The following is a 23,367-nucleotide window of genomic DNA, read 5'->3' as shown; positions in this document are numbered from 1 at the left end:
CCACCGAATACTCTCACAGGCCAGGTGGGGTGATCGACTCTCTCGCGCCCCGTGTGTTCGGCATATGAGACAAATCTGCTCACCAACTGGCGTGTCGCCGGAAGATGGCCTATCGTCGATGCCATGACATGCCACTTCGCGTTTATCGGGCCGGCTCCGGGGAGCCGGTCGTGACGACGTGACGTAGCGACCTTCCGGAGCCGGCCACAGGCAGAGACATTGAGATCTCTGCCTTTTTTGTTTCTCCGATCCGCCGGCTCGCGGGGCGCGCCGGCCCAGCCAGGGAGCCGTGATGTTGACCGCAGACTTGGAACGCCGGGCCGTGCGCCTGGGGGCGCTCACCGTGGGGGAGGGGCCCGTCGTGGTGATCGGCGGGCCGGGCGCCGAGGCGCTGCTGCTCGACCTGCGGGCCCGCCGGGAGCCGGCGGACGAGGCGCTGGCCCTGGTCCGGGCCGGGTGGGAGGGCCCGCTCCTCGTCGAGCCGTCCGCCGCGGGCGACCTGCCGGCGATCGCCGCGGCGGCCGACGCGGTGGTGGTCGGCGCGGCCTGGACGCGCGACCTGCCGCTGGTCCGCGCGGCCGCCCGGATCGGCCTGCCCGTGATGGTCCAGCGAGGCCCCGCCGCGACGCTGGAGGAGTGGCTGGCCGTGGCCGGGCAGTGCGCGGCCGAGGGCAACGACCGGATCGTGCTGTGCGAGAGCGGCGGCCGGGCGCGCGTCGCGGACCCGGCCCCCGACCTGGCGTTGCTGCGCGCCGCCCGCGAGAGGTCCGGCCGGCCCGTCGTCGCGGGCCTCGGGGAGGACACGGGCCTGGCCGCGGCGGCGGTCGCCGCCGGCGCCGACGGCCTGCTGCTGTCGCCCGGCGCCTCCGGGGAGGCCGTCCGCGGGGCGCTGGAGGCCGCCCGGGTCGTCGGGGCGCTGACCCGCCCGGAGACGCCCGGCTCGATCCCGGCCGCCCGCGGCGCCATCGACCGCGTCGACGCCGCCCTCGCCGTCCTGCTGGAGCGCCGGGTCGGGCTCGCCGGGGTCATCCAGCGGCTCAAGCCGGTCGGCGGCTTCGCCGGCCGCGACCCCGACCGCGAGCGCCGCCTGGTCGCCGAGATGGCCCGCCGCGCCCCCACCCTGGGCGAGGCGCGGCTCGCGCCCATCATGAAGGCCGTCATCGAGGCGGGCCTGCACGTGGCCGAGGAGCACCGGGCCCGGGACGGGGGCTGACCCGCGCGCCGTGCCGTACGCGGGGGGCTCGCCGTACGCCGTGGGCCCGTCGTACGTCCTGAGACGCCGTGGGCCGCCCCGGAACGCGCGCCCGCCGTACGGCCGGGCGGCGCGTGGCGGAGGCCCGGGGTCAGCCGGGCGTGTGGTCGGCCAGCGGGGCCCGGGCGCGGCGGCGGGAACCGACGACGCGCCAGCCCAGGGCGATCGCCGCGACCAGGACCGGGACGCAGAAGAAGGCGATGCGCTGGTCGGGGTCGGCGAACGCCATGAGCACCACCACCAGCGCGAGGAAGGCCAGCGTGAGCCAGTTGGTGTACGGCGAGCCGGGCATCCGGAAGGACGGCCGCTCGACGAGGCCCCGCTGGGCGGCGCGGCGCAGCCGCAGCTGGCAGTAGACCAGGGTGGCCCAGGTGGTGATCACGCCGAGGGACGCGACGGCGGTGGCGATGTTGAAGGCGCGCTCGGGGACGAAGTAGTACAGCACCACCCCGGCCAGCAGCACCCCCGCGGTGATGAGGATGCCCCCGAAGGGCACGTGACGCGAGCTGAGGCGGCCCGCGACGGCGGGCGCCTCGCCCTTGACCGCCATGGCCCGCAGGATCCGGCCGGTGGAGTACAGGCCCGAGTTGCACGACGACAACGCCGCGGTGATCACGACCAGGTTCATCGCGTCGGCGGCCCAGGGCACGCCCAGGGCGGAGAAGACCGTCACGAACGGAGACTGGCCGGGACCGTAGGACGTCCACGGCAGCGCCATGCACAGCAGCAGCACCGAGCCGACGTAGAAGATCCCGATACGCCAGATCACGCTGTTGATGGCCTTGGGCATGACCTTCTCGGGGTTCCTCGTCTCGCCGGCGGCGATGCCGACCAGCTCGATCGCCGAGTAGGCGAAGACGACCGACTGCAGGCTCATCAGCACCGGCGGGAACCCCATGGAGAAGAAACCGCCGTGCGAGGTGAGGTTGCCGACCCCCGCGGGCGTCCCGCCCACCTTCGTGCCCAGCAGCACGACCGCCAGCCCGACCACCAGGAACGCGCAGATGGCCAGCACCTTCAGCAGCGCGAACCAGAACTCCAGCTCGCCGAAGAGCCGCACCGACAGCAGGTTGACGATCAGCACGAACCCCAGCGCGACGAGCGCGGTGAGCCACCGGGGGAAGTCCGGCGCCCACATCTGCACGTAGATGGAGATCGCGGTCAGCTCGGCGATGCCGGTGAAGGCCCAGTTGACCCAGTACATCCAGCCGCTGGCGAAGGCCGCCCACGGGCCGATGAACTCGGCGGCGTAGTCTACGAAGGAGCCGGAGGTGGGCCGGTGGAGCACCAGCTCGCCCAGGGCGCGCATCACGAAGAAGGCCGCCAGCCCGGCGACCGCGTACGACAGCACCAGCGCCGGCCCGCTCGCCTGCAGGCGCCCGCCGGAGCCCAGGAACAGCCCGACGCCGATGGCGCCGCCGATCGCGATCATCTGCACCTGGCGGTTGCCGAGCGCGGGGCGATAGCCCTCGTCGGTCTTCACGTGATCCCCCTGTTCGCCCAGCTCAGATAGGCCATCACTTAAGGTAGCCGAGCGTTGACCCCGCTTCGGCGCGAGGCGGCACCCGATGAGGGCCCGGACGCGCGTAGGCTTCCCACGCCGAGAAGCGACCAGGGGAGGGAGAGGCCGCATGCCGGACTCGTTTGTCCATCTTCACGTTCACACGGAGTACTCCATGCTCGATGGAGCCGCCCGTCTGAAGCAGATGTTCAAGCAGGTCGGTGACCTGGGCATGCCCGCCATCGCGATCACCGACCACGGCAACATGCACGGCGCCTACGACTTCTACAGGCAGGCCACCGGGGCGGGGATCAAGCCGATCATCGGCATCGAGGCGTACGTCGCCCCGGCCTCGCGGCACCAGAAGAAGCCGGTGCTGTGGGGCGAGCCGCACCAGAAGAGGGACGACGTCTCGGCGGGCGGCTACTACACCCACATGACGATCTGGGCGCGCAACGAGCGCGGCCTGAAGAACCTGATGAAGCTCTCCTCCCGGGCCTACACCGAGGGCTTCGTCCGCAAGTGGGCCCGGATGGACGCCGAGATCCTCGCCGAGCACTCGGAGGGCCTGATGGCCACCACCGGCTGCCCGTCCGGCGAGGTGCAGACCCGGCTGCGCCTGGGCCAGTACGACGAGGCCCTCGCCGCCGCGGCGAAGTACCAGGAGCTGTTCGGCAGGGACAACTACTACCTGGAGATCATGGACCACGGGCTCGACATCGAGCGCCGGGTCCGCGACGGCCTGACCCGCATCTCCAGGGAGCTGGGCATCCCGCCGCTGGTCACCAACGACTCCCACTACACCTACGAGTCCGACGCCTCCTCCCACGACGCCCTGCTGTGCATCCAGACGGGCAAGCAGCTGTCGGACCCCGACCGGTTCCGCTTCGACGGCAGCGGCTACTACATCAAGACCGCCGACGAGATGCGCGCCGTCGACTCCTCCGACCTGTGGGCCGAGGGCTGCCGCAACACCCTGCTGGTCGCCGAGAAGGTCGACCCGACCGGCATGTTCGGTTTCAAGAACCTGATGCCGACCTTCCCGGTGCCCGACGGCATGACCGAGGAGGAGTTCTTCCGGCAGCAGGTCTGGGAGGGCATGAAGCGCCGCTTCCCCGAGGGGGTCGACGAGGAGCACCGCGCCTGGGCCGAGAAGGAACTGGGCGTCATCGTCCAGATGGGCTTCCCGTCCTACTTCCTCGTGGTCGCCGACTTCATCATGTGGGCCAAGAACAACGGCATCCGGGTCGGCCCGGGCCGTGGCTCGGCGGCGGGCTCGCTGGTGGCCTACGCCCTCGGCATCACCGACCTCGACCCGATCCCGCACGGCCTGATCTTCGAGCGGTTCCTCAACCCCGAGCGCGTCTCCATGCCCGACGTCGACATCGACTTCGACGAGCGCCGGCGCGGTGACGTGATCCGCTACGTGACCGAGAAGTGGGGCTCCGACAAGGTCGCGATGATCGCCACCTTCGGCACCATCAAGGCGAAGGCCGCCATCAAGGACGCGGCCCGCGTCCTGGGGTATCCGTACGCGCTGGGCGACCGGGTCTCCAAGGCGTTCCCGCCCGCGGTGATGGGCAAGGACATCCCGCTCTCCGGCATCTTCGACAAGGACCACCCCCGGTACAACGAGGCCGGCGAGCTGCGCAAGCTGTACGAGGAGGACGTCGACGTCAAGGCGGCGGTCGACCTCGGCCGGGGCCTGGAGGGCCTGATCCGGCAGACCGGCGTGCACGCCGCGGGCGTCATCATGTCGTCGGAGGTGCTGACCGACCACATCCCGATCATGCGCCGCGACTCCGACGGCGCGATCATCACGCAGTTCGACTACCCGACCTGCGAGACGCTCGGCCTGCTGAAGATGGACTTCCTGGGCCTGCGCAACCTCACGATCATCGACGACTGCCTCAAGGCCATCGAGGCCAACACCGGCACCATGATCGACCTGCTCAAGCTGCCGCTGGACGACCGCAGGACCTACGAGCTGCTGGCCCGCGGCGACACCCTCGGCGTGTTCCAGCTCGACGGCGGCGGCATGCGCTCGCTGCTGCGCCTGATGCGGCCGGACAACTTCGAGGACATCTCCGCCGCCCTCGCGCTCTACCGGCCCGGCCCGATGGGCGCCAACTCGCACACCAACTACGCGCTGCGCAAGAACGGCCAGCAGGAGATCATCCCGATCCACCCGGAGCTGGAGGAGCCGCTCAAGGAGATCCTCGACACGACCTACGGCCTGATCGTCTATCAGGAGCAGGTCATGGCCATCGCGCAGAAGGTCGCCGGCTACTCCCTCGGAGGCGCCGACCTGCTCCGCCGCGCGATGGGCAAGAAGAAGAAGTCGGAGCTGGACAAGCAGTACGAGTTCTTCGAGCGCGGCATGAAGGACAACGGCTTCTCCGCCGCGGCCATCAAGTCCCTGTGGGACATCCTGCTGCCCTTCTCCGACTACGCCTTCAACAAGGCCCACACCGCCGGCTACGGCCTCGTCGCGTACTGGACCGGCTACCTCAAGGCCAACCACCCCGCCGAGTACATGGCGGCGCTGCTGACCTCCGTCAAGGACGACAAGGACAAGTCGGCCCTCTACCTCAACGAGTGCCGCCGCATGGGCATCAAGGTGCTCCCGCCGGACGTCAACGACTCCGACTTCGACTTCACCCCGCGCGGCTCCGACGTCCGCTTCGGCCTGTCGGCCATCCGCAACGTCGGCGGCAACGTCGTCGACGGGATCCTGTCCGCGCGCAAGGAGAAGGGCCGCTTCGCCGACTTCAAGGACTTCCTGCGCAAGGTCCCGGCGATCGTCTGCAACAAGCGCGTCATCGAGTCGCTGATCAAGGCCGGCGCGTTCGACTCGTTCGGGCACGTCCGCAAGGGCCTGGTCCTGGTCCACGAGCAGGCCGTCGACGCGATCATCGACATCAAGAGGAACGAGGCGATCGGCCAGGACTCCCTGTTCGGCGCGGTCGAGGGCGCCGAGGACCAGACCTTCGACGTGCAGATCCCGCCGGGGGAGTGGGACAAGACCACCCTGCTGGCGTTCGAGCGGGAGATGCTCGGCCTGTACGTCTCCGACCACCCGCTGTTCGGCGTGGAGCACATCCTCGCCTCCGGCGCGGACTGCTCGGTCGCCGCGCTCCAGGACGAGAACCGCCCGGACGGGCAGATCGTCACCGTCGGCGGCATCCTGAGCGGCGTGCAGCGCAAGGTCACCAAGAAGGGCGACACCTGGGTCCTGACCACGCTGGAGGACCTGGCGGGCGCCATCGAGGTGATGGTCTTCCCCTCGACGTACCAGCTCTGCTCGACGATCCTCGCCGAGGACGCGATCGTCTTCGTCAAGGGCCGCCTGGACAAGCGCGAGGACGTCGGCAAGATCATCGCGATGGAGGTGACCGCCCCCGACCTCTCGGTCGAGGGCGGCGGCCCCCTGGTCGTCAGCATGCCGCTCACCCGCTGCACCCCGCCCGTGGTGGGGCGGCTGAAGGAGGTCCTGACCACCCACCCGGGCACCACCGAGGTCCACCTGCAGGTCCACAACGGCCCCCGGACGACCGTCATGCGGCTCGACGACCGCCTGCGCGTCGCCCTGTCCCCGGCCCTGATGGGCGACCTGAAGCAACTCCTCGGCCCGGCCTGCCTGGGTGCCTGAGACCGCCGTCCCGGCGGGGGCGAGGCGTCGTCCCGGCGGATGACCGCAGGATCATCCGGAAACGGGAGGAAAGGCGGGATCGGGGGTGTGATGATCGGAACGTCGCATCCCCCGTAACGAGGAGCCACACGGATGACCTCCGGACGATCCCCCCGCCGTGGACGAGCGATGACCGCCGGGCTGAGCGCGGCGTTCCTGACCTGGGCCGCCGTGCCCGCCGTACCCGCCGCGGCGGTCCAGGCGGTCCGGGAGACCCCGGCCGCCGCGGCGGCCGGGCCCGTCACGACCCCCGCCGCGGCGCCGGACGCGCCGCCGGCCACGACCCCCGCCGGGACGCGGGACGCGCTCGACCGCGAGGCGCTCCGGCGCAGTCTCGACGCGGTCCGCGAAGCCGGGATGTACGGCCTCTACTCCGCCGTGCGGGACGGCGGCGCGCGCTGGAGCGGCGCGGCCGGGCTCGCCGACGTCCGTACCGGCCGCCCGGCCGACCCGCGGATGCTCCACCGGGTCGGCAGCATCACCAAGACCTTCACCGCGGTGGCGATCCTCCAGCAGGCCGGGCGGGGACGGATCGACCTGGACACGCCGGTCGCCCGCTACCTGCCCGGCCTGATCCCCGGGGAGCGCGGCCGGAAGATCACCGTGCGCATGCTCCTCAACCACACCAGCGGCATCGGCGACCACGTCGCCGGCGCCTTCCCCTCCCTCCTCCAGGGGTCCACCGCCAGCCTGGACGACAACCGGTTCCGCCGGTTCCGCCCGGAGGAACTGGTGTCCTACGGCCTGCAGGCGCCGCCCACCGGGGAGCCGGGACAGAGGTGGTCCTACTCCAACACCAACTACGTCATCGCCGGCCTGCTCCTGGAGAAGGTGACCGGCACCGGCGCCGAGGAGTACATCACCCGGCACGTGATCCGCGCCGCCGGCCTGCGCGACACGTCCTTCCCGGGCACCCCGCGGATCCCCGGGCCGCACTCGGGGGCCTACGAGTCGTTCTACGGCCTCATCGACCCGCCGCGCGACTACAGCGTCTACGACATGTCCTGGGCGGGCACGGCGGGCGCGATCGTCTCGACGATGGACGACCTCGACCGGTTCTACCGGGTCCTGCTGGGCGGCGGTCTCCTCGCCCCCGCCCAGCTCGCCCAGATGCGCACCACGGTGCCGGTCCTCGACGGCCAGGGCCGGACCGTGATGCACTACGGCCTCGGCATCTACGCCCAGGACCTGCCGTGCGGCCGGTTCTGGGGCCACGACGGGGCCGTCTGGGGCATGGGGACGTTCAGCCTGTCCAGCCCCGACGGCCGCCGCCAGGTCTCCGCCGGGCTCAACCTGATGAAGTACGAGCGCTTCGACGAGAACGGCGTCCCGCAGCCGCACCCGATCAACGCCGCGCTCGGAGCCCACCTGCTCCAGGCGCTGTGCGGCTCCGGCACGACGCTCGCGGCGGGCGAACGGCCCTTCACCCCGTTCCCGGTCGACCGGGTCCTCGTCAAGCGGTAAGGGCCTCCCGCCGTCCAGGCCGGGGCGGCTGCCGGGCGCGGCGCCGTACGGGCTCAGCCGTGGTCGCGCCGCCAGCGGCGCCACTCCTCCCGCCACACCCGGTAGGCGCGCTCGGCCGAGAACCGGTCCCGGTGGCCGCGCCGCCACCGGCCCTCCCGGCGGCCGATGGGCTCCCGCTCGCCGTCGCGCCACCCGCCGCCCCGGCCGGCCTCCTCACGCCGCTTCTTCTCGGCCTCCTCGGCCTTCTCCAGGCCCGGGGTGTGCCCGCCGCCGAAGCGCCGCATGTCGGGGGCGTGGAAGTGCCGCTCGGGGACGCCGCGCAGCGCGGCCTCCATGGAGGCCACCCAGATGGGGCCCGGCAGGGAGGCGCCCTGGACCTGGCCGTAGTACTCGCCGCCGATCGTCACGTCGCGCAGCGGGTAGCGGTAGGAGCCGCGGATGTCGCCCAGGCTGACCGCCGCGGCCAGGTCGGGGGTGTAGCCGGCGAACCACGCCGAGGTGTAGCCGTTGTTGGTGCCGGTCTTGCCCGCCGCGTCCCGGCCGATGCCCTGCCCCGTCATGGTGCCCTTGGTGAACACCCCCGACAGCACGTGGTTGACCGCGTCGGCCAGGTAGGGCTCGATGGCCCGGCCGCAGCTCGGCGGCACCTCGATGCGCCGGCCCCCCTGCTCGGCGATCTCGGTGATCGCCATCGGGTGGCAGTAGCGGCCCCGGGCGGCGAACGCGGCGAACGACGCCGCGACCGTCACCGGGTCCATCTCGTTCACCCCGAGGGTGAAGGTCGGCACCTCGCGCAGGGGTTTGCCGTCCGCGCGGGCGACGCCGAGCGACTTGGCCGTCGTGACCACGTTGCACAGCCCGACCCGCTGCTCCAGCATCATGTAGAAGATGTTCACCGACTTCCACGTGCCTGTGGAGATGCTGTACGGCCCGCCGGTGCCCTCCCCGCTGGCGTTGAGGATCTCGGCGCCGGGGTCGTTGACCTTGCGGCCCCGGCAGTCGACGAAACCGTGGTCGGGGGTGAAGCTGCCCGGGGTGTCGAAGCCGTCGTCGAACCGCCAGCCCTGCTTCAGCGCGGTGGCCAGGGTGAACGCCTTGAAGGTCGACCCGGCCTGGAAGCCCAGGCCGCCGCCGTGCGCCACGTCGGCCGGCAGGTTGTAGGTGGTGCGGGGGCCGTCGTTGGCGTTGCCGGAGTTGCGGCCGTACTTCTTGCTGGCCGCCATCGCCCGGATCCGCCCCGTCCCCGGCTCCACCATGGCCTCGGCCGCGACCTCGGTGTCCCTGGCCCCGACCCGCGCGGAGATCGCCCGCTGCGCGGCCCGCTGGGCGACCGGGTCCAGCGTGGTGCGCAGCACGATGCCGCCCCTGGCCAGGCGGCGTTCCCGCTCGGCGCGGCCGGCGCCGAAGACGGGGTTGTTCAGAAGCTCCCGGTGCACGTACAGGCAGAAGTACGGGTAGTCGCTGCCCGCGCACCCGCCCGGCTCGGACTTCAGCCGGATCCGCAGCGAGGACCGCTTGGCCTCCTCGGCCTCCGCCCGGGAGACCATGCCGAGCTGGGCCATCCGGTCCAGCACGATGTTCCGGCGCTCACGCAGCCGCATCCGCCGCTGCCTGCCCAGCGACGGGTCGGTGGCGTACGGCGTGCGCACCGCCCCGGCCAGCGTCGCGGCCTGCCGCAGGTTCAGCTTCGAGGCCGGGACCGAGAAGAACCGCTGGGCCGCCGCCTCCACCCCGAACGCCCCCGCGCCGAAGTAGGCGATGTTGAGATAGCGCTCCAGGATCTCGGCCTTGCTGTACTTCTTCTCCATCGCCAGCGCGTACCGCAGCTCGATGATCTTCCGTTTGAGGTTCGGCGCCCTGGCCTGGTCGCGCTCGGCGTCGGTCTCGGCGTTCTCCACCAGGATGTTCTTGACGAGCTGCTGGGTGAGCGAGGAGCCGCCCTGCCGTACCCCGCCGGCCTGGGTGTTGGCGATCAGCGCGCGCAGCGTCCCCTTGACGTCCAGGCCCGCGTGCTCGTAGAAGCGCGCGTCCTCGATCGCCACGATCGCCTGCCGCATGACCGGCGCGACCCGCTCCAGCGGCACGATCGTGCGGTTCTCCGTGTAGAACTGCGCGAACTTGCGGCCGTTGCGGTCCAGGAGGACCGTCCGCTGGGGGAGCGGCTCCTCGTGCGGGCTGGGCGGCAGGTCGAGCAGCGTGGCGGCCACCTCGTTGCTGGCCAGACCGGCGCCGCCCGCCAGCGGCAGCACCGCGACGGCGGACAGCAACCCGCCGAGCACACCGCAGATGAGCAGGCCCCGCAGGCAGGCGATGAGGCTTCGTCTCACCTCCGGTGGTGGCGATGTCACGCATAGTAACGTGCGTCCGGTTGATCAAAGCCAAACGTCCGGCCGGAAGAATTTACCGGGAATCCGGAGAAAGCCTCGACCTTCAGGCCGGGGATGAATCCGGTCCCCGGTGGGGGATGGCCCGGCGGAGCCGGGACGGATCGGAGCGCGAAGCGCGGATTGGTGACCTCAGGCCGGTCGGCGCTGTTGTTCGATGCAGGCCTTGATGATGGTCAATGGTGCGCCGCCGCAGGACGCGGCGAAGTAGGACGGCGACCAGAAGTGGCCGTGCATGATGGCCCGGTTGACCCGCCCAGTGAACTCTTTTCGCAGGTAGTGCGAGGAGACGCCTTTGAGGGAGTGGACCGGTCTGCTGATGGAGACCTTGGGCGGGCAGCGCAAGAGGAGGTGCACATGGTCGTCTTCGCCATTGAACTCGCGCAGTTCGGCCGCGAAGCTGTCGCACACCTCGACCATGATGTCTTCGCAGCGGCGGAGCATCGCGTCGTCGAACACGTTCCACCGGTATTTGGTGACAAAGACCAGATGGGCGTGGAGCGCGGAAACAATGTGTCGCCCGCGACGGTATTCGGCGGCGTTGGCCATGGACCAGACGATAATGTGTTCGATTCGGGGAGTTGATCAGGAAGGGGGCGGCACGTGCTGACCGGTCGTCTTCCTCGTCGAAGACGGGCTGGCCACCCCCGAGGCGCACCCTGGCCCGGCGGTGGGTGTCGACCGGGGAGTTGTGGTCGCCGCCACCACGAGCGACGGCGACTTCCACGACCGGCCGTTCATCACCTCCGGTGAAGCGCAGCGGTATCGCCGCTTGCAGCAGCAACTCGCCCGCACGCGCAGGGGCTCCAACCGGCGCAGGACGGTGGTCGCGAAGATCGGCACGGTCATGCGGCGGGTCCGATCCCGCCGCGCGGACTTCAACGCACAGCTCGCCGCGACGCTCACCAGCCGGTACGGCACGGTCGTGCTGGAAGACCTGCGGACGCGGAACATGACGATGTCCGCGAAGGGCACCGTCGAGCAGCCCGCATCGGGGGTCGCCCAAAAGTCCGGCCTCAATCGGGCGATCTTGGATAAGGGCTGGTACGGGCTCGAACTCGCCGTCACCTCGGCCTCCCGCTACACGGGCACGAAGATAATCAAGGTCCCGGCGGCGTACACGTCCCAGACGTGCTCGGCGTGCAAGGTGGTGGATACGGCATCGCGTGAGAGCCAAGCGCGGTTCGCCTGCACCTCCTGCGGCCATCGCGAGCACGCCGATGTGAACGCGGCCAAGAACATCAAGGCGGCAGGGCATGCCGTGTCAGGGCGTGGAGACCTCGGGGCCACCCGGTCTGTGAAGCGTCAACCACCTCGGCCACGAGCGCGGCAGTATGCCGCGCCGGCGGCACGGGGAATCCCGGTCCTTCAGGGCCGGGAGGAAGTCAACGTTCGGGGGCGTTCTCCCTGCTGATCTTCAGCCCGAGGGAGGCGAACTGCTCGAACGGGCGGTGGTATCCCCGCTCGATGTGGTGCACCCCGCGCAGCGTGGAGGTGCCCTCCGCCGCCGCGCCCGCCAGCACCGCCGAGAAGCCCGCCCGGATGTCGGGCAGCGTCACGTCGGCGCCGCGCAGCTTCGACACGCCGCGCACGACCGCCGAGTGCTTGGCGTTGGTGTCGTGGTAGCGGCACGCGGGGCCGCCCAGGCACACGTCGAAGACCTCGATCTCGCAGCCCATCTTCTGCAGCGCCGGCACGTAGACCAGGCGGTTCTCGAACACCGTCTCGTGCAGCACGGACATGCCCTGGGCCTGGGTGAACAGCACCATCAGCGGCGTCTGCCAGTCGGTCATGAACCCCGGGTGGGTGTCGGTCTGCACCGCCGCCGCCCGCAGGCCGTCCGGGGCCGAGGCCGACACGTAGTCGTCGGTGATGTCCAGTTCGGCGCCCATCCGCGCCAGGGTGGTGATCGCGGTGACCAGGCGGTCCTGGGGGCAGCCGTGCACCCGCACCTCGCCGCCGGTGATGAGCCCGGCCGCGAGGTAGGAGAACGCCTCGATCCGGTCGCCGTTCAGCCAGGTGGACGCGCCGCGCAGCCGCTCCACGCCCTCGATCACGATGCGCCGGTCCGGGCTGAGCTCGATGCGCGCGCCCATGCGCTGCAGGAACAGGGCGAGCTCGACGACCTCGGGCTCCATGGCCGCGCCCTTGAGGACGGTCTTGCCCTCGGCCAGCACCGCCGACATCAGGATCGTCTCCGTCGCGCCCACGCTCGGGTACGGGAGCTCCAGCCGGGTGCCGCGCAGCCGCTTGGCCTTGGCGTACACCCCGGTGTCGCTCACCTCGACCTCGGCGCCCATCGCGCGCAGCGCCTCGACGTGGTAGTCGACGGGCCGCCGCCCGATCGGGTCGCCGCCGACCAGCGGCACGAACGCCTCACCCGCCAGGTGCAGCAGGGGGCCCAGCATCAGGATGGGGATCCGGTTCAGACCGGTGAACGCCGCCGGGACGTGCGGGTTGATCTGCTCCCCCTGGGCGATGGTGATCGCCCGGGAGGTGATCTCCACGTCGATGCCCAGCGCCCGCAGCATCCTCGCGGTGATCTCCACCTCGCCCACCTCGGGGGCGTTGTGGATCGTGCTCTCCCCGATGCCGAGCATCGCGGCGACCATGTGCTTGGAAACGCCGTTCTTCGACCCGCGGACCTCGACGTCGCCCCGTAGCGGTCCGGAGGGTTCGATCAGCCATACCTCTTCGCTCACCCGGACAGCGTAACGGGATTCACCCCCGCTCACCGGGAGCACCGGGCGGGTCATGGGTAACATCGGGCGCATCAGTACAGAGGGTGAGGGGAACCACATTGCGACACGTGCGTGACTTCGCCGTCACCGTGCTGGCGCTCGCGGCGCTGGGCGTGGCGGCCGGTGCGGTGTGGTCGCTGCTGGCCCCCCGCCCGCCGTACGCGGTGACCGGACAGGGCAGGGTCCTGGCCGACCCCACCACCCAGGCCCTCATCGCGGCCGACGGCTGGTTCGCCGTCGTCACCGGCGTCCTGGGCGTGGCCTGCGGCGTCGCCGGATACGCGCTGTCGCGCCGGCGACGCCCGGTCGCGGTGGTGCTCGGCCTGGCCGCGGGCGGCCTGCTCGGCTCCCACCTGGCTCTGGCGGCCGGCCGGGCGCTGAACCTCGGCGCGGCGGACGTCGTCGGCTCCGCGCCGGCGGGGGTGCAGCTGGTGCCGGGGCCGCTGAACCTCACCGCCCACGGCGTGCTCTACGTCTGGCCGACGCTCGCCGCCGGCCTGTTCTTCGCGCTGGAGGCCATCGCCGGCTACCGCGACTCGCCGCTGCGCCGCCCCTTCGGCGGCGAGGAACCGTACGGCCCGCTGCCCGGCTACGGCCCGCTGGACCGCTGACCCCCTACCCTGCTACGCCCCGCTGGACCGCCGGCCCCCGCGTCAGCGGCAGGGCGGGCGGCGCAGGCCGTGGCCGGTGGCCTGTTCGAAGGCGCGGGCCAGCCGCAGCACCCGCAGGTCGGCGAAGGGCCGCCCGACGAACTGCACGCCCACCGGCAGCCCGCCGGAGGTGAAGCCGCACGGCACCGACGCGGCCGGGGCGTGCAGCACGCTGATCCAGTAGGCCGAGCGCATCCACGCCAGGTAGTCGGGCATCGCCTGCCCGGCGACCTCCGAGACGTACGGCTGCTCCACCGGGAACGGCGGCACCTGGCTGACCGGCGCGACCAGGAGGTCGTAGGTCTCGAAGAAGTCGCTCATCCGCCGGTACAGGCCGCTGCGCAGCCGCTCGGCCCTGGCCAGGTCGGCGCCGGTCACCTCGCGGCCCCGTTCGACGTTCCAGCGGACGTTCTCCCCGAGGCCGCCGGGCGGCAGGTCGCCGTAGGACAGCGCGTAGTACCAGGCCCGGTAGGTCCGGAAGGCGTCCTCCGCGTCGGAGAGGTCCAGGTCCACCTGTTCCACCCGGGCGCCCAGGCCCTCCAGCACCCGCGGCGCCTCCGCGGTGACCTTCGCCGTCTCCGGGTCCACCGGCAGGCCGCCCAGGTCGGGGCTCCAGGCGATCCGCACCCCGGACAGGTCCTCCTCGCCCCAGGGGCCCGCGAAGACCGCGCCGCTCTCGGCGATCGACAGCGGGGAGGCGGGGTCGAACCCGGCCACCGCGCTCATCATCAGCGCGAGGTCGTCCACGGTGCGGGCCATCGGGCCGGGCACGCCGAGGGTGAACCACGCCGCGGTGTCCGAGGTGGACGGCACCCGCCCCGGCGTGGGCCGCAGCCCCACCACGTTGCAGAACGAGGCCGGGTTGCGCAGCGAGCCGCCCATGTCGGAGCCGTCGGCCAGGGCGACCATCCCGCTCGCCAGGGCCGCCGCCGCGCCGCCGCTGCTGCCGCCCGCCGACCTCGACAGGTCGTACGGGTTGCGGGTGGCGCCGAACAGCGCGTTCACGGTGTGCGAGCCGGTGCCGAACTCCGGGGTGTTGGTCTTGCCGACCGTGATCGCCCCGGCCGCGCGCATCCGGCGCACGATGGGCGCGTCGGCGGTGGGGACGTGGCCGGCGAACAGCGGCGAGCCGTACGTGGTGCGGATCCCGGCGGTGTCGGCGAGGTCCTTGTGCGCGACGGGCAGGCCGTGCAGCGGCCCGCGCCAGTGGCCGCGCGCCAGGTCGCGGTCGGCCTCCCCGGCCTCCCGCAGGGCGCGCTCGGCCACCAGCGTGACGATCGCGTTGACGCGCGGGCCGACCTCCTCGATCCGGCGCAGGTGCACCTCCAGCAGCTCCACCGCGCTGATCTCGCGGGCGCGCAGCAGCCGGGCCATCTCGACGGCGGTCAGGTAGATCATTTTCTCCCCCGATCGTGTGCGGTCCCGCCCGGAGTCTGGCCCGGGGGGACCGCCGAGGGCACCGGCAACCCTCGACAACGCGCGGGACCGGGCGCCGGCCCGTCTCGCCGGTGGGCGCGGTGGCCGCCCGGGTCAGCCCGTCTTGCCGATGGGCGCGGTGACCGCCGCGGTCAGGCGGACCAGCTCCGCGGGGGCCGTCTCGATCTGCAGCCCGCGCCGCCCGGCCGAGAAGTAGATCGTCTCGAAACCCAGCGCCGAGGCGTCGACCACCGTCGGCAGCGGCCTGCGCTGGCCCAGCGGGCTGATCCCGCCCACGACGTAGCCGGTGACGCGCTCGACCTTGGCGGCGTCGGCCATCGCGGCCCGCTTGCTCCCCAGCGCCGCGGCGAACGCCTTGAGGTCGAGTTTGCCCGCCACCGGCACCACCGCGACCGCCAGGCCGCCCTCGACCTCGGCCACGAGCGTCTTGAAGATCCGCTCGTACGGCACGCCGAGCGCGTCGGCCGCCTCCTCGCCGTAGGCCTGGGCGTTCGCGTCGTGCTCGTAGGGGTGGAGGGTGAAGCCGATCCCCGCCTTGGCCAGCGCGACCGTCGCCGGGGTGCCCTGGCCGCCCTTGTTCCTGCTCTTGCTCACGGGCGGAGTCTAGTGTCTGGTAGAAATCTACATCGTAAAGGCGATGTCCGGATGCCGGACGGAACCCCGGCCGGTGGCGGGCATCCGTAGACTGGACGGGTGATTTCCCGTACCGACCTGCGCGGAGTCCTCCCGGAGGACCTGCGAGACGTGCTGCCCCGTGCCGAGCTCGACGTCGAAGCCGCCCTGGAGAAGGTGCGGCCGATCTGCGAGGACGTGCATCATCGCGGGGCCGAGGCGGTGCGGGAGCTGACCGCGAGGTTCGACGGCGTCGAGCTCACGTCCACCCGCGTCCCGGCCGAGGCGATCGCCGCCGCGCTGGAGTCGCTGGACCCGCGGGTCCGCCAGGCGCTGGAGGAGTCGATCCGCCGCGCCCGGCTGGTCCACCGCGACCAGCGGCGCTCCGACGTCACCACGCGGGTGGTGCCCGGCGGCACGGTGACCGAGCGCTGGGTGCCGGTCGACCGCGTGGGCCTCTACGTGCCGGGCGGCCGGGCGGTGTACCCCTCCAGCGTGGTGATGAACGTGGTGCCCGCGCAGGAGGCCGGGGTGGCCTCGCTGGCGGTCACCTCGCCCGCGCAGCGGGAGTTCGGCGGCCTGCCGCACCCCACGATCCTGGCCGCGTGCGCGCTGCTCGGGGTGGACGAGGTGTACGCCGTGGGCGGCGCGCAGGCGGTGGCGATGTTCGCCTACGGCACCGAGGAGTGCCGGCCGGCCACCATGGTCACCGGTCCGGGCAACATCTGGGTGGCGGCGGCCAAGCGGCTGCTCAAGGGCCGCATCGGCATCGACTCCGAGGCCGGTCCCACCGAGATCGCGATCCTCGCCGACCGCACGGCCGACCCGGTGCACGTCGCGGCCGACCTGATCAGCCAGGCCGAGCACGACACGATCGCCGCGGCGGTGCTGGTCACCGACTCGGCGGAGCTGGCCGACGCGGTGGAGCGCGAGCTGCCCCGGCAGGTCGCCGCGACCAAGCACTCCGAGCGGATCACCGAGGCGCTGGCGGGCCGGCAGTCGGGGATCCTCCTGGTGGACGACATGGAGGCGGGCCTGCGGGTGGTGGACGCCTACGCCGCCGAGCACCTGGAGATCCAGACGGCCGACGCCGCGGCGCTGGCCGCGCGGGTCCGCAACGCCGGTGCGATCTTCATCGGCCCCTACGCCCCGGTCTCGCTCGGCGACTACCTCGCTGGGTCCAACCACGTGCTGCCCACCGGCGGCTGCGCCTGCCACTCGTCGGGCCTGTCGGTGCAGACCTTCCTGCGCGGCGTCCACGTCGTGGACTACAGCCGCGAGGCCCTCGCCGAGTCCGCCGCGCACGTGTGCGTGCTGGCCGACGCCGAGGACCTCCCCGCGCACGGCGCGGCGGTCCGTGCCCGGTTCGACTGGGAGATCCCCTCATGAGGCTCGAAGACCTGCCGATCCGCGACGACCTGCGGGGGCTGTCGCCGTACGGCGCCCCGCAGATCGACGTCCCGGTCCGGCTCAACACCAACGAGAACCCCTACGGCCCGTCGGAGGCGCTGGTCGCCGATCTGGCCGAGGCGGTACGGCGCGGCGCGGGCGAGCTCAACCGCTACCCCGACCGCGACGCGACGGCGCTGCGCGCGGACCTGGCCGCCTATCTCGGGCACGGCCTGACCGGTGAGCGGGTGTGGGCGGCCAACGGCTCCAACGAGGTGATCCAGCAGATCCTGCTGGCCTTCGGCGGGCCGGGCCGCACCGCGATGGGCTTCGAGCCCTCCTACTCGGTGCACCGGCTCCTGGCCCTGGGCGCCTCGACCGAGTGGGTCCCGGCGGCGCGCGAGGACGACTTCGGGATCGACCCGGACAAGGCCGTGGCGGCGATCGAGGAGCACCGGCCCGCCATCGTGTTCCTGACCTCGCCGAACAACCCGACCGGCACCGCGCTGGACCCGGAGGTGGTCGCGCGGGTCGTGCGGGCGGCGCCGGGCATGGTGGTGGTGGACGAGGCGTACTTCGAGTTCGCCCGGACCGGCACCCCGTCGGCGCTGACCCTGCTGCCGGACCACCCCAGGCTCATCGTCACGCGGACGATGTCGAAGGCGTTCGCGATGGCGGGGACCCGGCTGGGTTATCTCGCGGCGGACCCGGCGGTGATCGAGGCGCTGCTGCTGGTGCGCCTGCCGTACCACCTGTCGACGCTCACCCAGGCGGCGGCGCGAGTGGCGCTGTCCCACGGCCGCGAGCTGCTCGGCACGGTCGACGCGCTGCGGGCCGAGCGCGACGCCACGGTGACGTGGCTGCGCGGCAGGGGCCTCGCGGTCGCCGACTCGGACGCCAACTTCGTGTTGTTCGGCCGGTTCGACGACCGGCACGCGGCCTGGCAGGCCCTCCTGGACCGGGGGGTGCTGATCCGGGAGGTGGGCCCGCCCGGGTGGCTGCGGGTTTCGATCGGTACGAGCGAGGAGATGGCGGCGTTCCGCGCCGCCCTGGAGGAGATCCTGTGAGCAGTCCCGCCGGAGACGTCCCGGAGCGCCGCGGCCGGGTGGAGCGCGGCACCAAGGAGACCTCGGTGCTGGTGGAGGTCAACCTGGACGGCACCGGGCAGGTCGAGGTGTCCACGGGCGTGGGGTTCTACGACCACATGCTGAACCAGCTCGGCAAGCACGGCCTGTTCGACCTGACCGTGAAGACCGAGGGCGACCTGCACATCGACTCCCATCACACGATCGAGGACACCTCGATCGCGCTGGGCGCGGCGTTCCGCGAGGCCCTGGGCGACAAGTCGGGTATCCGGCGGTTCGGCAGCGCGTCGTGCCCGCTGGACGAGGCGCTGGCGCAGGTCACGGTCGACCTGTCGGGGCGCCCGTACCTCGTGCACACCGAGCCCGCGGGCATGGCCCCGATGATCGGCCCCGACTACGACACGACGATGACCCGGCACATCCTGGAGTCGTTCGTCGCGCAGGCCGCGATCTGCCTGCACGTCCACGTCCCCTACGGCCGCAACGCCCACCACATCGTGGAGGCGCAGTTCAAGGCGCTGGCCCGGGCGCTGCGCGAGGCGTCGGAGTTCGACCCGCGCGCCAGCGGGGTGCCGAGCACCAAGGGTGTCCTGTGATCCTCGCGGGCCCCGCGGGCGCGGGGGAGGGCTCGTGAGCGACAACTGGACGGCCGTCGCCATGGCCTTCGTGGCGCTGTTCCTGGTCGGCGGGATCGTCTCGTTCTACAAGCAGGGGCTGAAGAAGGGCGCGCTGCTGCTGGCCGTCCTGGCGGCGATGGCGACGACGGCGGCGGTGCTGTGGTGGTGAAGAAGGTAACGGTCCTGGACTACGGATCGGGCAACCTGCGTTCGGCCGAGCGGGCGCTGGCCCGCGTCGGCGCCGAGGTGACGGTGACGTCCGACTACACCGCGGCGATGGAGGCCGACGGCCTCGTCGTCCCGGGCGTCGGCGCGTTCGCCGCCTGCATGGCGGGGCTGCGCGGGGTGCGGGGCGACCAGATCATCGACCGGCGGCTGGCCGCGGGCCGGCCGGTGCTGGGCATCTGCGTCGGCATGCAGATCCTGTTCGGCACGGGCGTCGAGCACGGGGTGGTCACCGAGGGCTGCGGCGAGTGGCCGGGCACGGTCGAGCGCCTCGCGGCGCCGGTCCTGCCGCACATGGGGTGGAACACGGTCGCGGCGCCGGAGGGCAGCGTGCTGTTCGGCGGGATCGACCCCGGCACCCGGTTCTACTTCGTCCACTCCTACGGCGTGCGGTCCTGGGACATGCCGGTGGGCGACGGCTTCACCCCGCCCCTGGTCACCTGGGCCGAGCACGGCACGCCGTTCGTCGCGGCGGTGGAGAACGGCCCGCTGTCGGCGACCCAGTTCCACCCGGAGAAGTCCGGTGACGCCGGTGCCGAGCTGCTGGCCAACTGGCTCGGCAGTCTCGGGTGAGCGGCCGGGCAGGCGGGGCGGATGTCCGCCGCGAACCGCAGTGGGCGGCCGGTGGCCGCGGGTAGAGTCGGTCACGGCGAGTCGCGGCCCGTCACTCCCGGTTCCGCGGGGCTCCCGCGGCCTCCCGTGCGGTCCTCGCGGTCTTCCGCGTGGCCCCCGGGCTCCGCTGCGGGGCCGGTGGGCCGGGGCGGGCCGCGGTGAGCAGGGAACGCGCCCGGCGCAGGGCCGAGCGGGAGGCCGAGCAGGCCCGCCAGGCGGCGCTCCGCGCGGAGCGGGAGGCCCGGCTGGCCCGGCGGCGCCGGCGGATCGGCAGGGTCACCGCCCCGCTGCGCCGCAGGCCCGTCCGGATCGCCGCGCAGGGCGGCATCCGGGCACGCCGTCGCCGGGCGCAGAACGGCGTGGTCGCGGTCCTGTTCCTCGTCGTGCAGGTGATCGCCTGGCTGCTGTGGTCCTCGTGGGCCGCGCGGCTGGGCGTGCTGGTGCTTTCGGCGCTGTTCGCGCCGCTTTTCGTCATCCTTGTCTTCGACCGGAGGTCCTGATCAGATGTCGCTAGAGTTGCTGCCCGCCGTGGACGTCGCCGACGGGCAGGCGGTCCGCCTGGTCCAGGGGGAGGCGGGCACCGAGACCTCCTACGGCGACCCCCTCTCGGCGGCGCTCGCCTGGCAGGAGGCCGGCGCGGAGTGGGTCCATCTGGTCGATCTGGACGCCGCCTTCGGCCGGGGCTCCAACCGCGAGTTGGTCGCCACCGTCGTGGGCGCGCTCGACGTCAAGGTCGAGCTGTCCGGCGGCATTCGCGACGACGCCTCCCTGGAGGCCGCGCTGGCCACCGGCTGCCGCCGGGTGAACATCGGCACCGCCGCCCTGGAGAACCCGACCTGGTGCGCCAAGGCCATCGCCCGCTACGGCGAGCGGATCGCGGTCGGCCTCGACGTCCGGGGCACCACCCTGGCCGGCCGGGGATGGACCAAGGAGGGCGGCGACCTGTGGGAGGTGCTGGAGCGTCTGGAGGCCGACGGCTGCCCCCGCTACGTGGTGACCGACGTGACCAAGGACGGCACGCTGCGCGGCCCCAACCTCGACCTGCTGCGGGAGATCTGCGCCCGCACCGACAGGCCGGTGGTGGCCAGCGGCGGCGTGTCGTCGCTGGACGACCTGCGGGCCCTGGCCGCGCTGACGCCGATCGGCGTCGAGGGCGCGATCGTGGGCAAGGCCCTGTACGCGCAGGCGTTCTCCCTGGAGGACGCGCTGGCGGCGGTGAGATCCTGACGATGCGGCACATCGGGGGGCACACGACGAGCCGCCGCTCGGGCACGCGGGTGTTCAGCGGCGGCGTCTGGGAGGAACGGTACGGCTACGCCCGCGCGGTGGTGGCCGGGCCGTGGGTGATCGTCTCGGGCTGCACGGCCGCCGTCGAGGGCGAGGTGCGGCACGTCGGCGACGCCTACCGGCAGGCGCTGACCGCCTTCGGCGTCGCGCTCGACGCGATCGAGCAGGCGGGCCTGTCGCGCCGCGACGTGGTGCGGGTCCGCTACTTCGTGGTCGACGACGACCACTACGACGAGGTCGGCCGGGCGCACGCCGAGCTGTTCGGCGGCGTGCGGCCCGCCTGCACCGGGGTGCGGGTGGCGGGCCTGATCGACCCGCGCATGCTGGTCGAGGTGGAGGTCGACGCCTACCGCGAGGCGCTCGTGACGAGTGCCCGCGTGATACAAGGAGATTGAGATGACCGTCGCGGTGCGAGTGATCCCCTGCCTGGACGTGGACGCCGGGCGGGTGGTCAAGGGCGTCAACTTCGAGAACCTGCGCGACGCGGGGGACCCGGTCGAGCTGGCCCGCCGCTACGACGCCGAGGGGGCCGACGAGCTGACGTTCCTCGACATCACGGCCTCCAGTTCCGACCGTTCGACGATGTACGACGTGGTGCGCCGTACGGCCGAGCAGGTCTTCATCCCGCTGACGGTCGGCGGGGGAGTGCGTTCGGTGGAGGACGTCGACCGGCTGCTGCGGGCCGGTGCGGACAAGGTGGGCCTGAACACCGCGGCCATCGCCCGGCCGGAGCTGCTGACGGAGGCGTCGCGGCGGTACGGCGCGCAGTGCGTGGTGCTGTCGGTGGACGCCCGCCGGGTGGTGGACGGGCCGCCGACGCCGTCCGGTTTCGAGGTGACCACGCACGGCGGTCGCCGCGGCACGGGCATTGACGCGGTGGAGTGGGCCCGGCGCGGTGAGGAGCTGGGGGCGGGGGAGATCCTGCTCAACTCCATGGACGGCGACGGCACCCGCGACGGCTACGACCTGGAGATGATCCGGGCGGTGCGGGCGGTCGTGTCGATCCCGGTGATCGCCAGCGGTGGCGCGGGGAAGCTGGCGGACTTCCCTCCTGCGGTGGAGGCCGGGGCCGACGCGGTGCTGGCGGCGTCGGTGTTCCACTTCGGCCAGCTCAAGATCGGCGAGGTGAAGGACACCCTGCGCGCGGCGGGTCACCCCGTCCGCTGAGGCCGCCGGGGCCGCCCCGCGGGGCGGCCCCGGATCGCTTCTCACGCCGGAAGCGCGCGACCGTTTTCGCGGTGTCCGGCATGGCGGTATGTGTGGCGCACGGAGACATCGGCCCGCGCTCCCGCCTTCCGGCGGGTCCCGCCTGGCCGGCCCGGGCGCCGGCAGGCGGACGGGGGCTCAGCTCGGGACCAGGCTGCGGTGGCGGGGGCACAGCGCCACGATGGCCGCGCCCGTCATGAACGCCGAGGTCTCCAGCCCGTAGCGGTCGGAGTTGCCGGTCGCGACGTCGGTGAGGCTCTTGCCGTCGTCCAGGGCCTTGCACATCGACCGGCCGAGCCGCAGGAGCGTGGCCGAGTCGGCCTGCTTCAGCGCGGGCCGCTGCCGCACGGTCGTCAGGAAGATCTCCTCGTTCTCCGCCTGCTGCCCGCCGCCCGAGCTGGACTCCGGCTCCGAGGTCGGCCTCGAGCTGGGCTCAGGCTCCTCGGTCGCCCGCGGCCGCCCCGTCGGCTCCTCCCGCGGCACGGTGGTCACCGCCGGTTGGGCCGCCACGGGGTCGTCGTCGCCGGTGAAGACCACCACACCGCCGATCGCGGCCGCCAGGACCAGCACGCCGCCGGCCGCGAGCAGCGCCGCCTTCCGGCCGCCGCCCTTCCTGGGAGGCTGCGCTCCGGGCTGCCAGCTCGGCGGCGCCCACGCCGCCGGGTTCGGCTGCGGGTGCTGCCAGCCCTGCGGGCCGTCCTGCCGGGGCGGGTGCATCTGCGGCTGGGACTGGGGCGGGTACGGGTGCCGCCCCTGCGGGCCGTACGGCGGGGCCGGCGAGCCGTACGGCTGCTGCGGGGGCTGCGGCTGCTGTCCCGGCCACTGGCCGCCGGGCTGTCCGCCGCCCTGCCCCGGCCACTGACCGCCGGGTTGTCCACCGGCCTGCTCCGGCCACTGACCATCGGGCCGGCCACCGGCCTGTCCCGGCCACTGGCCGCCGGGCTGCTGCGCGGGCCCGGGCTGCCCGGGAGCGCCGGGCCACTGGCCGGACTGCCGGTGCGGCTGCGGTCCGTCTGATCCACCCGGCCCGCCGGGTCCGTTGGCCCACTGCCCAGGCTGCTGTCCGGGTTGCTGCGGGTGCTGCCCGGGCCACTGACCGGGTTGTGCGGGCCGGTCGGGCTGCGGTGACTGGCCGGGGTACTGCGGAGAGTGCATTCGCGCACCATACGCCCCCCTTCTGACAATCCGCTGCGAATTACGGCGTGAAACCCCGG

At 72.7% G+C, this 23,367-nt stretch carries 22 protein-coding genes; 15 read left to right on the top strand and 7 right to left on the bottom strand.

Annotated features, from left to right (window positions below; all coding sequences use genetic code 11):
- Window positions 1-292 precede the first annotated feature (292 nt).
- Window positions 293-1,213, top strand: coding sequence for a chorismate mutase (locus IEZ10_RS40210; protein WP_189244455.1), 921 nt, complete (start codon window positions 293-295; stop codon window positions 1,211-1,213).
- Between the two features lie 130 nt (window positions 1,214-1,343).
- Here IEZ10_RS40210 and IEZ10_RS00530 read toward each other — a convergent pair whose 3' ends face one another.
- Window positions 1,344-2,735, bottom strand: a complete 1,392-nt coding sequence (locus IEZ10_RS00530) for an amino acid permease (protein ID WP_229810805.1) — start codon at window positions 2,733-2,735, stop codon at window positions 1,344-1,346.
- Window positions 2,736-2,883: 148 nt separating this feature from the next.
- Between IEZ10_RS00530 and dnaE the strand changes: the two genes are divergently transcribed.
- Window positions 2,884-6,405 (top strand): DNA polymerase III subunit alpha, encoded by a 3,522-nt coding sequence (gene dnaE, locus IEZ10_RS00525; protein ID WP_189244453.1) that lies wholly within the window; start codon window positions 2,884-2,886, stop codon window positions 6,403-6,405.
- A 168-nt stretch (window positions 6,406-6,573) separates the two neighbouring features.
- The gene (locus IEZ10_RS00520) at window positions 6,574-7,908 is read left to right on the top strand and encodes a serine hydrolase domain-containing protein (protein ID WP_189244452.1); all 1,335 of its coding nucleotides are present in this window, start codon (window positions 6,574-6,576) and stop codon (window positions 7,906-7,908) included.
- Window positions 7,909-7,961: 53 nt separating this feature from the next.
- On the opposite strand, the gene IEZ10_RS00515 is transcribed toward IEZ10_RS00520, so the two are convergent.
- Together IEZ10_RS00515 and tnpA are read right to left on the bottom strand one after the other, a co-directional pair.
- On the bottom strand, window positions 7,962-10,256 hold the full coding sequence (locus IEZ10_RS00515) for a transglycosylase domain-containing protein (protein ID WP_189244451.1): 2,295 nt from the start codon (window positions 10,254-10,256) through the stop codon (window positions 7,962-7,964).
- 168 nt (window positions 10,257-10,424) lie between these two features.
- Window positions 10,425-10,841 (bottom strand): IS200/IS605 family transposase, encoded by a 417-nt coding sequence (tnpA, locus tag IEZ10_RS00510; RefSeq protein ID WP_189244450.1) that lies wholly within the window; start codon window positions 10,839-10,841, stop codon window positions 10,425-10,427.
- An 88-nt stretch (window positions 10,842-10,929) separates the two neighbouring features.
- On the opposite strand from tnpA, the gene IEZ10_RS00505 reads away from it, so the two are divergent.
- Window positions 10,930-11,706 (top strand): RNA-guided endonuclease InsQ/TnpB family protein, encoded by a 777-nt coding sequence (locus IEZ10_RS00505; RefSeq protein WP_268246269.1) that lies wholly within the window; start codon window positions 10,930-10,932, stop codon window positions 11,704-11,706.
- Here IEZ10_RS00505 and murA read toward each other — a convergent pair.
- Entirely contained in the window at window positions 11,678-12,994 is a 1,317-nt protein-coding gene (gene murA, locus IEZ10_RS00500) for a UDP-N-acetylglucosamine 1-carboxyvinyltransferase (protein WP_179818384.1), read from the bottom strand. The genes IEZ10_RS00505 and murA overlap by 29 nt on opposite strands.
- A 107-nt stretch (window positions 12,995-13,101) precedes the next feature.
- Here murA and IEZ10_RS00495 point away from each other — a divergent pair, with 107 nt between their 5' ends.
- A complete protein-coding gene (locus IEZ10_RS00495; protein ID WP_229810803.1) occupies window positions 13,102-13,644 on the top strand; it encodes a hypothetical protein in 543 nt (180 codons plus the stop codon).
- Between the two features lie 42 nt (window positions 13,645-13,686).
- Here the strand turns inward: IEZ10_RS00495 and IEZ10_RS00490 are convergent, their stop codons facing one another.
- A complete protein-coding gene (locus IEZ10_RS00490; protein ID WP_189244448.1) occupies window positions 13,687-15,081 on the bottom strand; it encodes an amidase in 1,395 nt (464 codons plus the stop codon).
- A 132-nt stretch (window positions 15,082-15,213) separates the two neighbouring features.
- Complete coding sequence (gene ybaK / locus IEZ10_RS00485; RefSeq protein WP_189244447.1) at window positions 15,214-15,714, bottom strand: Cys-tRNA(Pro) deacylase; 501 nt, start codon at window positions 15,712-15,714, stop codon at window positions 15,214-15,216.
- 99 nt (window positions 15,715-15,813) lie between these two features.
- Here ybaK and hisD point away from each other — a divergent pair, with 99 nt between their 5' ends.
- The 9 genes from hisD to hisF all read left to right on the top strand — a co-directional run bounded on the left by hisD (window position 15,814) and on the right by hisF (window position 22,114).
- Entirely contained in the window at window positions 15,814-17,121 is a 1,308-nt protein-coding gene (gene hisD, locus IEZ10_RS00480; RefSeq protein ID WP_189244446.1) for a histidinol dehydrogenase, read from the top strand.
- Window positions 17,118-18,188: a histidinol-phosphate transaminase gene (locus tag IEZ10_RS00475; protein WP_189244445.1), complete on the top strand. Its 1,071-nt coding sequence runs from the start codon at window positions 17,118-17,120 to the stop codon at window positions 18,186-18,188. The genes hisD and IEZ10_RS00475 overlap by 4 nt, the downstream gene beginning before the upstream one ends.
- Window positions 18,185-18,802 (top strand): imidazoleglycerol-phosphate dehydratase HisB, encoded by a 618-nt coding sequence (gene hisB, locus IEZ10_RS00470; protein ID WP_189244444.1) that lies wholly within the window; start codon window positions 18,185-18,187, stop codon window positions 18,800-18,802. Before IEZ10_RS00475 ends, hisB begins: the two co-directional genes overlap by 4 nt.
- A gap of 34 nt (window positions 18,803-18,836) precedes the next feature.
- Window positions 18,837-18,992 carry a CG2302 family histidine operon protein gene (locus IEZ10_RS00465; protein ID WP_179817687.1) on the top strand — a complete coding sequence of 52 codons (156 nt, stop codon included), beginning with the start codon at window positions 18,837-18,839 and terminating at the stop codon, window positions 18,990-18,992.
- A complete protein-coding gene (hisH, locus tag IEZ10_RS00460) occupies window positions 18,986-19,621 on the top strand; it encodes an imidazole glycerol phosphate synthase subunit HisH (protein WP_229810802.1) in 636 nt (211 codons plus the stop codon). Before IEZ10_RS00465 ends, hisH begins: the two co-directional genes overlap by 7 nt.
- Window positions 19,622-19,818: 197 nt before the next feature.
- Window positions 19,819-20,160, top strand: a complete 342-nt coding sequence (locus IEZ10_RS00455) for a hypothetical protein (RefSeq protein WP_189244442.1) — start codon at window positions 19,819-19,821, stop codon at window positions 20,158-20,160.
- 4 nt (window positions 20,161-20,164) lie between these two features.
- A complete protein-coding gene (gene priA, locus IEZ10_RS00450) occupies window positions 20,165-20,887 on the top strand; it encodes a bifunctional 1-(5-phosphoribosyl)-5-((5-phosphoribosylamino)methylideneamino)imidazole-4-carboxamide isomerase/phosphoribosylanthranilate isomerase PriA (RefSeq protein ID WP_189244441.1) in 723 nt (240 codons plus the stop codon).
- 2 nt (window positions 20,888-20,889) lie between these two features.
- Window positions 20,890-21,342, top strand: coding sequence for a RidA family protein (locus IEZ10_RS00445; RefSeq protein WP_189244440.1), 453 nt, complete (start codon window positions 20,890-20,892; stop codon window positions 21,340-21,342).
- Window position 21,343: 1 nt separating this feature from the next.
- Window positions 21,344-22,114: an imidazole glycerol phosphate synthase subunit HisF gene (gene hisF / locus IEZ10_RS00440; RefSeq protein ID WP_189244439.1), complete on the top strand. Its 771-nt coding sequence runs from the start codon at window positions 21,344-21,346 to the stop codon at window positions 22,112-22,114.
- Between the two features lie 177 nt (window positions 22,115-22,291).
- Here the strand turns inward: hisF and IEZ10_RS00435 are convergent, their stop codons facing one another.
- Window positions 22,292-22,870 carry a DUF732 domain-containing protein gene (locus IEZ10_RS00435; protein WP_189244438.1) on the bottom strand — a complete coding sequence of 193 codons (579 nt, stop codon included), beginning with the start codon at window positions 22,868-22,870 and terminating at the stop codon, window positions 22,292-22,294.
- Between IEZ10_RS00435 and IEZ10_RS00430 the strand changes: the two genes are divergently transcribed.
- Window positions 22,865-23,170, top strand: coding sequence for a hypothetical protein (locus IEZ10_RS00430; protein ID WP_189244437.1), 306 nt, complete (start codon window positions 22,865-22,867; stop codon window positions 23,168-23,170). The two genes, IEZ10_RS00435 and IEZ10_RS00430, sit on opposite strands and share 6 nt — an antisense overlap.
- Window positions 23,171-23,367 lie beyond the last annotated feature (197 nt).

Source organism: Streptosporangium pseudovulgare (assembly GCF_014648055.1).
Classification (GTDB): Bacteria; Actinomycetota; Actinomycetes; order Streptosporangiales; family Streptosporangiaceae; genus Streptosporangium; species Streptosporangium pseudovulgare.
This window is presented reverse-complemented; position numbering and strand designations above follow the sequence as displayed.